10 protein-coding genes are annotated in these 12,326 nt (G+C 66.8%); 6 read left to right on the top strand and 4 right to left on the bottom strand.

The annotated features are described in order from the left end of the window. Positions 1 to 5 precede the first annotated feature (5 nt). Positions 6 to 1,313, bottom strand: coding sequence for a diguanylate cyclase domain-containing protein (locus E7T10_RS10280; RefSeq protein ID WP_168189924.1), 1,308 nt, complete (start codon positions 1,311 to 1,313; stop codon positions 6 to 8). A 297-nt stretch (positions 1,314 to 1,610) separates the two neighbouring features. Between E7T10_RS10280 and E7T10_RS10275 the strand changes: the two genes are divergently transcribed. Continuing rightward, positions 1,611 to 2,459, top strand: a complete 849-nt coding sequence (locus E7T10_RS10275) for a YihY/virulence factor BrkB family protein (protein WP_371276306.1) — start codon at positions 1,611 to 1,613, stop codon at positions 2,457 to 2,459. Here the strand turns inward: E7T10_RS10275 and E7T10_RS10270 are convergent. Both E7T10_RS10270 and E7T10_RS10265 read right to left on the bottom strand, forming a co-directional pair. After that, positions 2,416 to 2,604, bottom strand: coding sequence for a sulfurtransferase TusA family protein (locus E7T10_RS10270; RefSeq protein ID WP_371275446.1), 189 nt, complete (start codon positions 2,602 to 2,604; stop codon positions 2,416 to 2,418). The genes E7T10_RS10275 and E7T10_RS10270 overlap by 44 nt on opposite strands. Before the next feature lie 59 nt (positions 2,605 to 2,663). After that, entirely contained in the window at positions 2,664 to 3,152 is a 489-nt protein-coding gene (locus E7T10_RS10265; protein WP_168189923.1) for a CinA family protein, read from the bottom strand. 40 nt (positions 3,153 to 3,192) lie between these two features. On the opposite strand from E7T10_RS10265, the gene E7T10_RS10260 reads away from it, so the two are divergent. Continuing rightward, positions 3,193 to 5,481 carry a spermidine synthase gene (locus tag E7T10_RS10260; RefSeq protein WP_137721709.1) on the top strand — a complete coding sequence of 763 codons (2,289 nt, stop codon included), beginning with the start codon at positions 3,193 to 3,195 and terminating at the stop codon, positions 5,479 to 5,481. Here the strand turns inward: E7T10_RS10260 and E7T10_RS10255 are convergent. After that, on the bottom strand, positions 5,478 to 6,629 hold the full coding sequence (locus E7T10_RS10255; RefSeq protein ID WP_137721708.1) for a bifunctional 2-C-methyl-D-erythritol 4-phosphate cytidylyltransferase/2-C-methyl-D-erythritol 2,4-cyclodiphosphate synthase: 1,152 nt from the start codon (positions 6,627 to 6,629) through the stop codon (positions 5,478 to 5,480). The two genes, E7T10_RS10260 and E7T10_RS10255, sit on opposite strands and share 4 nt — an antisense overlap. A gap of 95 nt (positions 6,630 to 6,724) precedes the next feature. Here E7T10_RS10255 and dusB point away from each other — a divergent pair, with 95 nt between their 5' ends. Genes dusB through E7T10_RS10235 form a run of 4 tightly spaced genes read left to right on the top strand, consistent with a single transcriptional unit; the run spans position 6,725 to position 12,323 of the window. Further along, positions 6,725 to 7,780 (top strand): tRNA dihydrouridine synthase DusB, encoded by a 1,056-nt coding sequence (gene dusB, locus E7T10_RS10250; protein ID WP_168189922.1) that lies wholly within the window; start codon positions 6,725 to 6,727, stop codon positions 7,778 to 7,780. Beyond that, positions 7,777 to 10,047 (top strand): PAS domain-containing sensor histidine kinase, encoded by a 2,271-nt coding sequence (locus tag E7T10_RS10245; RefSeq protein ID WP_137721706.1) that lies wholly within the window; start codon positions 7,777 to 7,779, stop codon positions 10,045 to 10,047. Before dusB ends, E7T10_RS10245 begins: the two co-directional genes overlap by 4 nt. A gap of 9 nt (positions 10,048 to 10,056) precedes the next feature. Then, on the top strand, positions 10,057 to 11,463 hold the full coding sequence (locus tag E7T10_RS10240; RefSeq protein ID WP_137721705.1) for a sigma-54 dependent transcriptional regulator: 1,407 nt from the start codon (positions 10,057 to 10,059) through the stop codon (positions 11,461 to 11,463). Beyond that, a complete protein-coding gene (locus E7T10_RS10235; RefSeq protein ID WP_137721704.1) occupies positions 11,463 to 12,323 on the top strand; it encodes a D-amino-acid transaminase in 861 nt (286 codons plus the stop codon). Before E7T10_RS10240 ends, E7T10_RS10235 begins: the two co-directional genes overlap by 1 nt. Positions 12,324 to 12,326: the final 3 nt, after the last annotated feature.

Raw genomic sequence — 12,326 nt, 5'->3', positions numbered from 1 at the left:
GCCCCTCAGCGCGTCTTTTCGAACAGGTCGGCCGAGGCGCGTTCCAAAAGGGCGGCGGCGCTTTCGTCGGGGCGCATCTCGGCGGCGCCGACGTCGAACTCGGCGACGAAGGGCGACCGGTCCGGACCGGCATCGAAGGCGGTGCAGCCGATCACGGCGGCGATTCGCTCTGCGGCCAGACGCGCCGGTTCAGCGTGGGTTGCGGGCAGGGCGAGGGCGAAGACCTCCTTGGCCAGGCGGGCAGGGGTGTCCTCGACGCGGACCAGGCGCGAAACCATGGCCCCGATCTGCGGCATGGCGCGATCCAGCCAACCACCCTGACGCGCCCAGGTGACGGACTCGGTTTCGCGCACTCTCAGGACGCAGACGGACAGCGGGCGCTTGCGCGCGCGCGAGGCCTCGGCGACGCGGCCCAGGTGGCTGGCGAACAGTTCCGGCGTGAACAGGCCCGTTTCCGGATCCATCACGTCCAGGCTGCGCACCGAGTCCAGAGTCTTGCGAATGCCCAGATGGATGCGGTGCGCGCCGGCCAGGGCCAGGATCCGCTCGGCCGTTTCGCCCTCGGGCGTGTCGGCGGAGGCGACGTCTGCGAAGCCGCGGTTGAACAGTTCGGCCAGGCTGATCTCGTTCCTGCCGCGCAGATAGAGCATCAGCGGGATGTGATAGAGGCGCGTGTTGCGCTTCATGCCCGCCGCAATCGACAGGGCCGGCGCATGGTCTTCGGCGCCCCACAGAACGGCGGCGTCGAACGGGCTTTCGTGCAGATAGTCGAAGGCGGTGTAGGGCGTCGGCGCCGCGACCACCTCGACCCCGGCCGCGGTCAGGGCGTTCGACAGGGCGAGAAAGCGCCGGTCGGCGACGCCGGCGGCCAGAACGCGCAAGGGCCCATCGTCGTCGGTCCTTTTGTCCAAGCCGACCCCGCGCGTGGCGAAGGTGGTGACGCGCAGCCGATATTCTTCCTCGGCGATGGCGGCCCGGCCCAGCTGCTCCAGACGCAAGGCAGCCTGGGCCGGATGCGGCGGCGTGGACATGGTCAGATCCGCACCCTTCACCGAATCGGGGCGGGCGCCGATGACCACGATGGGCAGGCGGCGCGGCTCGGCGGCGGCGCACAGCCGTGACGCCACGTCGGCGTCGAAGGTGTTGATGTCGATGACGGCGGCTTCGAGCGGAAAGTCCTGAAGCGTCATCTCGGCCGAGACGACGTCGCGGGCGGTCACCGTCGTCCAGCCCAGCGCATCCAGACCCGCAGCGAGCGGCCCGATCCGGCCATCGTCAGCCGCCAGGATCAATACGCGCGCGTCGAAAGCCAAGCCCATCGTCTCCAAAGGTCGCCGCGCCAATAGCCGGCCGGAAACGCGCGGACCATAGCGACGAGGGTGTTAAGGATGCAATGTCGTCGGGCCAAAGGGATGCGGCCGGATCGCGAATGATCGTCCTCACGCGGATGAGACTTTCGCCACAGACGAATTCCGCTAGGTTCCGCCGCCTGTGCAACGGTTGTGGGGACTGATTTGAGTGAGCAACTGACACGGTCGGTCCTGAAAGCGCCCGGGTTCTGGGGTGGGCTGGCCGTGCGAGCGTTTACCCGCAGTTGGGGGCGCGACGTCATGCTCTACACGGGCGGCGTGTCCTTCTTCGCCCTGTTAGCCGTGTTTCCGGCGATCGCCATCTTAATCGGCTTCTACAAGCTGGGTCTGTCGATCAGCGAAGTCAGCGCCCAGGCGACCGCCTTGTCGGACCTGCTGCCCAAAGCGGCGCAGACCATTTTCCAGGGCGAAATCACGCGTTTGAGCAACGCATCGGCGCGGACGGTTTCCGCTCAGAGCGCCTTCGCCCTGTTCGTCGGCGCCTATGCCGCGCATCGAGGTTTCAAGGCCTTATTGGCGGGATTGAACCTGATCCATGACGAGACCGAGCCGCACGGCTTCTTCAAGTTCAATCTGCTGGCCTTCTTCGTGGCCATCTTCGCCTTTGCGCTGTTCACTGTGGTGTCGGGCGCGGTCGTGACCGTGCGGATCATGGCGCATGCGTCGTCGTCGGCCGCCGGCCTGCCCGGGCGAATCGGCATGGCGCCGCTGGACGCCTTACTGCCCGCGATCGGCTTGGTGATCGGGCTGACGCTGCTTTACCGCTACGCCATGAGCCACAGGGCGCCGGTCGCGTGGCTGCCGGCCACGGCGGGCGGTCTGGTGGCGACCTTGATGTCGGTCGTGTCGTCATGGCTGTGCGCCATCTATGTCGAGCAGATCGCGCCGCTGGGGGCCACCTATGGATCGGTCGGCGCCGTGGTGGTGCTGCTGATCTGGCTGTCGTGGAACGTCAACGCCATCTTCTACGGCGGCGCCTTCGCCACCGAGATGGAGCTGGCGGCCAAGGCGCGCGCGATCGCCGACACGCCGCCGGCCGATGTCGTCAATCTGTCGGAGCGTCGGGCCGGGCGCCGGTCTCGATCGTAATGCGAAGAAGGCCGTCGGCGTCCTCGATCTCGAGCACGCGCCCGTCTTTCTGAGACATCAGAAACGGCACATCGATCCGGGCCATCGGATCGGTGGCCAGCAGCACGATCCGGGCCCCGGGCGGAGCGGTTTCCATCGCCTTCATCAGCTTCAGGCTTGGAACGGGGCAGCGGTGACCCCTGGCGTCGATAACGACAGGGCCGCTCACGCGAGCCGATCCGCCAGCATTTCCAACGCCACGCGAACGCTGGCTTGGCGGATGCCATCGCGGCCGAGGTCGCCGAACCGCTCGACACGGTGAACGACGCCTTGTGGGCCTGACGCCGCGAAGTGGACGAGACCCACCGGCTTATCGACCGATCCGCCGCCCGGTCCAGCCACGCCCGTGACGGATACCGACACAGAAGCGCGAGAGTGCGCCACTGCGCCCTCGGCCATCGCCACTGCGACGGCTTGCGACACGGCGCCGTGGACGGACAGGCTTTCCAGCGACACGCCCAGCATCTCGATCTTGGCCTCGTTGCTGTAGGTGATGAAGCCGCGATCCAGGACCGCTGACGAACCGGGGATGGCCGTGATCGCAGCGGACACCAGCCCGCCGGTGCAGCTTTCGGCCGTCGCCAGCATTAGGCCGCGCGCGCTGGCCGTTGCGACAATCTGTTGCGCCAGCTGCGCGATATCTTGGGAAAACATGGTCTTTTCATAGGCCGCGAACCCCGCTCTAACCAGAGGCATGACCGAGGCTATCGATCCGTTACGCCCCGCAGCCCCGACGTCGGATCGCATCGCGCCGATCCTGTTCGCCGTCGCCATCTTCACATCGGCCTGTCTGGTCTTCGTCGTTCAACCGATGGCGGCCAAACTGCTGTTGCCGACGTTGGGCGGATCGCCTTCGGTGTGGAACGCGTCGATGGTGTTCTTCCAGACCGCGCTGCTCGCCGGATATGGCTACGCGCACCTGCTGCAACGTCTGGCGACGATGCGCGCGCAGGTCGGGGTGCATCTGGGCCTGCTGATCGTCGCGGCGTTTTTCCTGCCCTTGCAGATCAGCGGCCTGTTGGGGGATCCCGATCCGTCCCAACCGGCGATGTGGCTGCTGGCGACGCTGGCGGTGTCCATCGGCGCGCCGTTTGCGGTGCTGTCGGCGACGGCGCCGCTGCTTCAGGCTTGGTATGCGCGCGTGCGGGCGGGACACGCAGACGGCCAGAACCCCTATGTTCTTTACGCCGCCTCGAACCTGGGCAGCTTCCTGGCCCTGATCGCCTATCCGGTGGTGATCGAGCCGCTCGCCAGCCTGTCGAATCAGCGCCTGGGGTGGAGCGTCGGCTATGGGCTGTTCGTGGTGATGGTCGTGGGGCTGGGCGTTCAGGTCTGGCGGCGTCGTGAGATCGGGTCGGCGGAGCCCGCGCCGCTTGAGGCCAGCCCGCCGATCGCCTGGCGCGAAAAGGGGATGCTGGTTATGCTGGCCGCCGCGCCGTCCAGTCTGATGCTGGGCGTGACGGCGCACCTGACGACGGATGTGGCCTCAGCGCCCTTTCTGTGGGTCATACCGCTTGCGCTTTATCTGCTGACGTTTGTCATCGCGTTCCAGACCCGGCCGGCTGTTTCGCCAGCCATCGGCCTTGGTTTGCAGGCGGCGGCGGCAGCGGCCTGCGCCGCCCTGATTGCGTTCCGGACTGGTGAATGGCTGCTGGTGTTCACCGTCAATCTGGCGGCCTTCTTCTTTACAGCGCTTATGTGTCACCAAAGGCTGGCGGCGCGGCGGCCGGCGCCGGATCGGCTGACCGAATTCTATCTGTTGCTGTCGCTGGGCGGCGTAGTCGGCGGACTGTTCAACGGCCTGATCGCGCCAGCCATTTTCGACATGGTGTGGGAATATCCGCTGGTGCTGGTGGCGGCCGGATTGCTGCGGCCGTGGAGCCGTGGCGAGATCAGGCCGTGGGAAATCATCTGCTGCGTCGCCGGCGTGATCATCGCCCTTCTGGGGCCGCTGTCGATGGAGGCGGTTCGTTATGCGCCCGACATTCGCGCGGCCATCCCGGACGCCGAACTGGTGCGGATCGCGCAAGCCATCCTGGGGATCGCGACCCTGTTCGCCTTCCTGGTGCGCGATCGGGCGGTGATGTTCACGATCGTTTTGGCCGTTATCGTCTGGTCCGGCTATCATCTGGCGCGCGGCTATGACTGGGCCCTGTCGGAGCGCAGCTTCTTTGGCGTGATGCGGGTGGCCAAGATCGACGATCCGCTGATGGGCGGGCCGGTCCACGTACTGATGCACGGCACGACCTTGCATGGCGCCCAGGCCCAGGCGCCGTCGAACCGCTGTCAGCCGACGCTCTATTATGCGACCTCGACGCCGCTGGGGCAGGCGATGCTGCAGATGCAGACGAGACGACTGGACGGCGCGCGCGTCGGCGTGGTGGGGCAGGGCTCGGGCGCCATGGCGGCCTACAAGCGCGCCCAGGACCAACTGACCTTCTTCGAGATCGATCCGATGGTGGATCGGCTGTCGCGCGACCCCCAATGGTTCAGCTTCATCAACGGCTGCGCCGATGGGCCGTTGCGGACGGTTCTGGGGGACGCGCGCCTGACGATGGATCGCGAGCCGGCAGGATCCTATGACCTGCTGGTTATCGACGCCTTCTCGTCCGACGCCGTGCCGACGCACTTACTGACGGTCGAGGCGATCCGCGGCTATCTGCGGCTGCTGGCGCCAGACGGCGTCGTGGTGCTGCATCTGTCGAACCGGAACCTGGAGATCACCCTGCCGGCCGAGGCGGCGGCGCAGGCGCTGAAGGTCCCGCACCTGCACCAGGTCTATATCGAGCAGTCGAACCAGGGCGACATGGCCGAGGCCTCGACAGAAGCCCTGCTGATCGGCAAGAGCCCGGCGGCGCTGGAAGGGTTCAGGGACGATGCGCGTTGGCGCAAGCTGTTGCCGACGGCGGTGCGTCCGTGGACGGACGACTACGTCAACTTGTTCGGATCGCTGGTGCGTCAGATGAAGATGGCGGCGCGCTAGGCCGCCGGCGTTTCCACGGTCGCCACGGCCTGGGCGGCCAGACCTTCGCCGCGTCCGGTGAAGCCAAGCCCTTCGGTCGTGGTGGCCTTGACGCTGACGGCGTCGAGCGGAAGGCTCAGCAGCCCGGCGATCCGGTCGCGCATGGCCTGGCGGTGCGGCTTCACCTTGGGGTGTTCGCAGATCAGGGTGACGTCGACATTGACGATGCGGCCGCCGCGCGCCGCCACCAGTTCGGCGGCGTGGATCAGGAACAGGTCCGAGGCGGCGCCCTTCCATTTCGGATCCGTCGGCGGGAAATGGTCGCCGATGTCGCCCGCCGCGATGGCGCCCAGGATGGCGTCGGTCAGGGCGTGGAGACCGGCGTCCGCGTCGGAGTGGCCGATCAGAGTCTGGTCGTGCGGCACCTCGATCCCGCACAGCCAGACGGATCCGCCCGGTCCCCAGCGATGCACGTCATAGCCGGAGCCGATGCGGGTTTGATAACGCTGCGCTTGGGGCAGCAAAGCTTCGGCCATGGCGAAATCCTCGGGATAGGTCAGTTTCATCAGACGCGCATCGCCCTGAACCAGGGCCACCGCGCCGCCGTAGCGCTGCACGACGACGGCTTCGTCGGTCGGGACCTCGGCGTCCGACCAGGCGTCATAGGCGGTCTCGATCACGCCCCGGCGGAAGGCTTGAGGCGTCTGGGCGCGCCACAGACCGTCGCGCTCGACCACGTCGGTCATGATGTTCGCCTCTCCACGTCGCAGGCTGTCGGCGACGGGCAGGACGGGCAGGGAACCGTCTGAGGTTTTCAGGGCCAACAGCAGACGATCGACGACGGCGCGATCCAGCAGGGGACGGGCGGCGTCATGGATCAAGACCGGCTGATCTGCCGGACAGCTCAGAGCCGCAAGCCCGGCGCGGACCGAATCGGCGCGGGCGGCTCCACCGACGACGGCTTTCCAACGCGGCAAACCGGACAGCACCTCCGCCACACGCTCAACGGCGTCGGGCGCGATCACGACGATCAGTTCGTCGGCCCGGGCGTTCAGCAGGGCCTCGGCCGACCAACGCAGCACGGGCTTCCCACCCAGGTTCCGCCACTGTTTTTCGCCGCCGGCGCGCAAGCCGGAACCGGCTGCGACGATGATGCCCGAGAATGTCATGGCGGCCTTGATAGTGCGCGCGGCGACGGGGCGAAACCATCAAAGCGCCGCGGTCGTGCTTGACGAGGGCGGCTGCGATGCGGCGAAAGACGGAAATGCCCAAGACCTTGCAAATCGGCGATGTGACCGTGCCCGGCCAGGTGCTGATGGCGCCGATGACTGGCGTGACCGACCTGCCGTTCCGCGTGCTGGCCTCCAAACTGGGCGCCGCCTATGTCGCGACAGAGATGGTGGCCGCCAAGGAACTGGCGCGGGCGCGGCCGGACGTCGTGCGGCGCGCCGCCGTGGGAGCCGGTCTGCCGCTGACCGTCATCCAACTGGTCGGGCGCGATCCCGAACAGATGGGCGAGGGTGCGCGCATGGCGCAAAAGGCCGGGGCGGACATCGTCGATCTGAACTTCGGCTGTCCAGCCAAGGAGGTCACGGGCTCGGCTGCCGGTTCGGCCCTGATGCGGACGCCCGATCTGGCGTGTCGGATCATGGAGGCGGCGGTCAAGGCCACCGATCGGCCGGTCACGGTCAAGATGCGATTGGGCTGGGACGACGAGAGTCGGAACGCCGCCGAACTGGCCCGCCGCGCGGAAGAGATCGGCGTCAAGGCGGTCACGGTGCATGGCCGCACGCGAAAGCAGTTCTATACCGGGCAAGCGGATTGGGATGCGGTCGGGAGGGTGAAGGCGGCGGTCGGCATCCCCGTCATCGTCAATGGCGACATCGTCACCGCCGAGGAAGCGCGCCAGGCCTTGGCGCAGTCCGGCGCGGACGGATTGATGCTGGGACGGGGCGTCTATGGCCGGCCGTGGCTGGCGGCGCATCTTGAACGGGCGCTGATCGACGGCGTGGCGCTGGAGGAACCCGCACCTGAAGAGCGGCTGGCGATCGTGATCGAGCACCTGCGGGCGTCGGCCGAGTTCTACGGCCTGCCGCTGGGTTTGAAGATGTTCCGCAAACACCTGGGCTGGTACATCGAACAGGCGCCATGGCCGGCCGATCCGCAACACCGTCGTGAGGCCAAGGCAAGAATTTGCCGCCTGGACGATCCGATCGACGTCGAAGCCGCGATGCACGAACTATGGCGGCTGGATTTGCCTCGGTTAGATAAGTCTGCTGTTGAAAATGGGCCACAGCTGTTGGAGACTGCTGTGGCATGACGGATACGCCCTCAGCACGCACCGCTTCGCCCGACCCCGCGTCGGACGACGGGTCGTTCTGGGGATGGGTCGATAGCGAACGCGCCCGGACCGGCTTCGGACTGGCGTTCTTTCTGGCCGTCGCGATCACGGCGGCGGCCATCTGGCTGGTGGCGGTCGCCCCGGGTGCGACATCGGGCTCGGCGCGCGGATCGAGCAGCCAGATCGCCCTGATCGTTCTGGCCGCCAATCTGCTTCTGATTTCCGGCCTGGCCATCATCGTCGGCCGGCGCGTGCTGACCTTGGTGCGCAGCACCGACGAAGCCGGATCGCGCCTTCACCTGAGGTTCGTCGCTCTGTTCTCGATGGTGGCCCTGGTCCCGGCTGTGCTGATCGCTCTCGTGTTCGGCGTTCTGGTCAATCGGGGGGTGGACCAGTGGTTCAGCGCCAATGTGAGCACCTCCGTTGACAACGGGGCGTCGATCGGCAAGGCCTATATCGCCGATGTCAGTGCAGATATGACGCGCGATCTGCGCACCATGAGCACCGAGCTGGGCGGGGCTCGCCAAGTCTTCGACAATCGCATTCAGTTCGCCGGCGCATTGACGCAAATCGCTGAGTTTTTCGGCTATCCGGCAGTCTATATTTTGAACGGCAAAGGTGAAGTTCTGGCCACTGGGGAACTCCCCGGCGCTCCACCTTATCTGGCGCCGCCAGTGTCCGAACTGGAAATCGCGGCCGAGGGCCAGGACATTCCCGTCAAGGTGACCGAATATCCCGACACCGTTCGCGCCCTTTATCCTCTGCCGGGATATGGCGATGCCTATCTTTACGTCGTGCGTCCTCTGGCACCGGGACTCGTCGCACAGATGCGTTCGGCCGTGCAGTCCATTCAGGCCTATCGCGAGGCGGAGGAGAGCAGGGCCCGCATCCAGTCGGCCTTCATCCTAAGCTATCTGGAAACGGCGCTGCTGGTGCTGGTCGGGGCGGTGTGGCTGGGAATGTCGGCGGCCAGCAGCATCTCCGCGCCCATCGGTCGGTTGGTGAAGGCGGCGGGACAGGTCGCAGGCGGCGACTTCACCGCACGGGTCGACAGCGACGGCGCGCCGGCCGAAATCGCCACCCTGTCGGACGCCTTCAACCGCATGACCGGCGATCTGCAGGCGCAGCAGGCCGCGCTCAAGGCCGCGAGCGACGAGGCGCACGATCGCAGCCGTTTCATCGAGACCGTGCTGTCGGGCGTCAGCGCCGGGGTCATCGGTCTGGACAGGCGTGGGCGGGTTTCGGCGATCAACGACAGCGCCCTGCAACTGCTTCACATCGACGACGCCGAGGTTCTTGGCCATGAACTGGCGGCGTTGTCGCCAGAGCTGAGCGATCTGGTGCGGCGCGCCGAGGCCCATATCGAGGAAGACATCGACGTCAGCCGGGGCGGGGACACGCGGCGGCTGCGCGTTCGGATCGAGGGTGGTCTGGGTGGCGAGATGGTCCTGACCTTCGACGACATCACCCGTCTGGTGACGGCCCAGCGAAACGCCGCCTGGCGCGACGTGGCCCGTCGCATCGCCCATGAGATCAAGAATCCGCTGACGCCGATCCAGCTGTCGGCCGAGCGACTGAAACGGAAATATCGCGCGCGGATCGGCGAGGATGTCGAAATCTTCGACCGGTGCACCGACACCATCATCCGGCAGGTCGGAGACATCGGCCGCATGGTCGATGAGTTCTCGTCCTTCGCCCGCATGCCGGCGCCGCGTTTCGCGCCCGAGAATCCGGCCGAAATGTTGCGCGAGGCGGTGTTCGCTCAGCGGGTCGCCGCGCCGGACATCGTCGTCGACATCACCGAGCCCCTGCCCAAGGCGATGATGCAGGCCGACGGCCGCATGGTGGGGCAGGCGCTGATCAACATCCTCAAGAACGCGGGTGAGTCAGTTGCGGCGCAACGGCTTGCGGCGGGCGAGGCGGCGGCGTCGGACCACGCGGGCGTGATCGCGTCGCTGACAGTCGAAGACGGCGTCGCGACCTTCGTGATCGAGGACGACGGCGTGGGTCTGCCGGCGCGCGACCGCGATCGCCTCACCGAACCCTATGTGACCACGCGCGAGAAGGGCACGGGCCTGGGTCTGGCCATCGTCAAACGCATTTGCGAGGACCACGGCGGCGAGCTGAAGCTGGCCGACGCCCAGACCCTGCGCGGCGCACGCGTGTGCATGATCTTTCCCCTGAAACCCCACGGCAAAGGCGGCGAGGGCGCGGAGCGCAAGCTCCAGGCCCTGGCCGCCGAATAGCGAGGCAAGATGCGACCAACCGGTTCCGACATTCTCGTTGTCGACGACGAGGCCGACATCCGCGACCTAATGTCTGGCCTGCTGGAGGACGAAGGCCATGCCGTGCGCGTCGCCGCCAACTCCGACGAGGCCTTGGCCGCGATTCGGGCCAGGAAGCCGTCGCTGGCGATCCTGGACATCTGGATGCAGGGCGGCGGGCTGGACGGGCTAGAGCTGCTGGAGGTCGTCAAGGAACTGGACCCTGACCTGCCGGTGGTGATGATTTCCGGTCACGGCAACATCGAGACGGCGGTGACGGCGCTGAAGCGCGGCGCCTATGACTTCATCGAAAAGCCGTTCAAGTCGGATCGGCTGGTCGTCGTGGTCGAACGCGCCATCGAGGCGGCGACGCTGAAGCGCGAGAACCGCCGGCTGCGCGCGGCGACCATGACGCCGTCGGGTCTGATCGGCCGATCACAGGCCGCGCAGGCCTTGCGCAGCACAATCGCCAAGGTGGCCCAGGCCAACAGTCGGGTTCTGATCGCCGGACCGGCCGGCTCGGGCAAGGAGCTGGTGGCGCGCCAGATCCACGAAGCCAGCCCGCGCGCCCGCGCCGAGTTCGTCGCGATTTCGGCCGCCGGCATGACGCCGGAACGTCTGGATGTCGAACTGTTCGGCGAGGAGGGCCAGGACGGCCGTCCGCGCAAGATCGGCGTGTTCGAACGCGCCCACAACGGCACGCTATATCTTGATGAAATCAGCGACATGCCGCGCGAGAGCCAGAGCCGCATCCTGCGTGTGCTGGTGGACCAGAGGTTCCGGCGTGTCGGCGGAGAGCAGGACGTTCAGGTCGATGTGCGCGTCGTGACCTCGACATCACGCGATCTGAAGGCCGAGATCGCAGAGGGACGTTTCCGCGAAGACCTGTTCCACCGTCTGAACGTGGTGCCGATCCGTGTCCCGCCGCTGTCGGAACGGCGCGAGGACATCGCCGAACTGGTAGAATATTTTGTCGACACGATCAGCGCTTCGCAAGGTCTGCCCAAACGCATCGTGGGGGACGATGCGGTGGCGGTGCTGCAAGTCCATCCGTGGCCCGGCAACATCCGCCAGCTGCGCAACAATATCGAGCGTCTGCTGATCCTGGCGACCGGCGATCCGGCCGAAACGATCACCGCCGACATGCTGCCGCAGGAGGTGGCGACCTCGAACGGCGGGACGGCGAACCTGGGCGGCGAACGCACCATCGCCCTGCCGCTGCGCGAGGCGCGCGAGGTGTTCGAGCGCGAGTATCTGGCGGCGCAGATCATGCGGTTCGGCGGCAATATCTCGCGCACCGCCGCCTTCATCGGCATGGAGCGATCGGCCCTGCACAGAAAGCTGAAGTCGCTGGGCGTCTCGCCCGCGCGCGGCGGCGATGAGGAAGAGCCGGCCTGATGTCACGCGTCGCCTATGTGAACGGCGCCTACAGCGCGCATGGCGAGGCCGTGGTCCATATCGAGGATCGCGGTTTTCAGTTCGCAGACGGCGTCTATGAGGTCTGGTCTGTCTTCGACGGGCGGCTGGCCGATTTCGAAGGTCATATGAGCCGCCTGCACCGCAGTCTGAGCGAACTGAAGATCGATATTCCGATGAGCGCCGGCGCCTTGGGCGTCGTTCTGCGCGAGACCGTGCGGCGCAATCGCGTGCGCAACGGCATGGTCTATCTGCAGATTACACGCGGCACGGCGCCGCGCGATCATGGCTTTCCGGTCGATGTCGCGCCCAGCGTGGTCGTGACGGCCAAGTCGATGGATCCGGCGCGAAATCAGCGACTGGCGAAAAACGGCGCAGCCGGCGTCACCCAGCCCGATATTCGCTGGGGGCGTTGCGACATCAAGACGGTCGGTCTCTTGCCGAACGTGCTGGCCAAACAGGCGGCGCGCGAGCGCGGCGCCTATGAGTGCCTGATGTACGACGACATGGGTCTGATCACCGAAGGCGCATCGACCAATGCGTGGATCGTGGATGAGCACGGCAGGCTGAGAACGCGGGACATCCAGGCCAATATCCTGCGGGGCATCACGCGAGCGGCGGTCCTCGATCTCGCCGCCGCCGAGGGTGTCGAACTGGAAGAGCGGGCCTTCTCGGTCGACGAAGCGAAACGGGCGCGGGAGGTGTTCGTCACCGCCGCCAGCGCCTTCGTCATGCCGCTGGTTTCGCTGGACGGCGTGAAGATCGGCGACGGCCAGCCCGGCCCGGTCGCGACCCGCCTGCGAGAACTCTATCTTGAACAGGCGCGTCGAGGGGCCATTTAGGGC

Source organism: Brevundimonas sp. SGAir0440 (assembly GCF_005484585.1).
Lineage (GTDB): Bacteria > Pseudomonadota > Alphaproteobacteria > Caulobacterales > Caulobacteraceae > Brevundimonas.
This window is presented reverse-complemented; position numbering and strand designations above follow the sequence as displayed.